Source organism: Providencia sp. JGM181, from assembly GCF_018257375.1.
Taxonomy (GTDB): domain Bacteria; phylum Pseudomonadota; class Gammaproteobacteria; order Enterobacterales; family Enterobacteriaceae; genus Providencia; species Providencia lanzhouensis.
Genome location: NZ_JAERJY010000275.1, coordinates 1 through 1,214, shown reverse-complemented (window position 1 = coordinate 1,214; position 1,214 = coordinate 1). Strand labels below are relative to the sequence as shown.

1 protein-coding gene is annotated in these 1,214 nt (G+C 47.1%); it reads right to left on the bottom strand.

What is annotated here, in order from left to right; translation table 11 throughout:
- Positions 1-30: 30 nt before the first annotated feature.
- On the bottom strand, positions 31-1,214 hold a 1,184-nt coding region (gene tuf, locus JK188_RS17475; RefSeq protein WP_036950356.1), incomplete at its 5' end, for an elongation factor Tu.

Below are 1,214 nucleotides of genomic sequence, written 5' to 3'. Positions count from 1 at the left end.
GTGGTTCTTTCTTATTCAGAAAGAGCGGTATTATGCAATGATTTTTGCAACAACACCCGCACCTACAGTACGACCACCTTCACGGATTGCGAAACGTAAACCATCATCCATCGCGATTGGGTGAATCAGAGTCACGATCATGTTGATGTTGTCGCCTGGCATTACCATCTCTACGCCTTCTGGCAGTTCGATAGTACCGGTTACGTCAGTTGTACGGAAGTAGAACTGTGGACGGTAGCCTTTGAAGAATGGAGTATGACGACCACCTTCATCTTTGCTCAGAATATAAACTTCTGATTCGAATTGGGTGTGTGGCTTGATTGAACCTGGTTTAGCCAGTACTTGACCACGTTGAATTTCTTCACGCTTAGTACCACGCAGCAGAACACCAACGTTCTCACCCGCACGACCTTCGTCCAGCAGTTTACGGAACATTTCAACGCCAGTACAAGTCGTCTTAGCCGTTGCTTGGATACCAACGATTTCAACTTCTTCACCAACTTTGATGATACCACGCTCAACACGGCCTGTTACTACTGTACCACGACCAGAGATTGAGAATACGTCTTCGATTGGCAGCAGGAATGGCTTGTCAATTGCACGCTCTGGTTCTGGGATGTAAGAATCCAGGTAGCCTGCTAATTCAACAATTTTCGCTTCCCACTCTGGGTTGCCTTCCAGCGCTTTCAGTGCTGAACCGCGAACAACTGGAGTGTCGTCGCCTGGGAAATCGTATTGAGACAGAAGTTCACGAACTTCCATTTCAACTAATTCTAACAGTTCTTCGTCGTCTACCATGTCACATTTGTTCAGGAAAACGATGATGTAAGGAACACCTACTTGGCGACCTAACAGGATGTGCTCACGAGTTTGTGGCATTGGGCCATCAGTCGCAGCAACAACCAGAATTGCACCGTCCATCTGCGCAGCACCAGTGATCATGTTTTTAACATAGTCGGCGTGACCTGGGCAGTCTACGTGTGCGTAGTGGCGAGTTGGAGTATCGTATTCTACGTGAGAAGTAGAAATGGTGATACCACGCGCTTTTTCTTCTGGTGCGTTATCGATTTGGTCGAATGCACGAGCGTTACCGCCGTAAGTTTTAGCCAGAACAGTAGTGATTGCTGCTGTCAGGGTAGTTTTACCATGGTCAACGTGGCCGATTGTACCAACGTTAACGTGCGGTTTTGAACGTTCAAATTTTTCTTTAGACA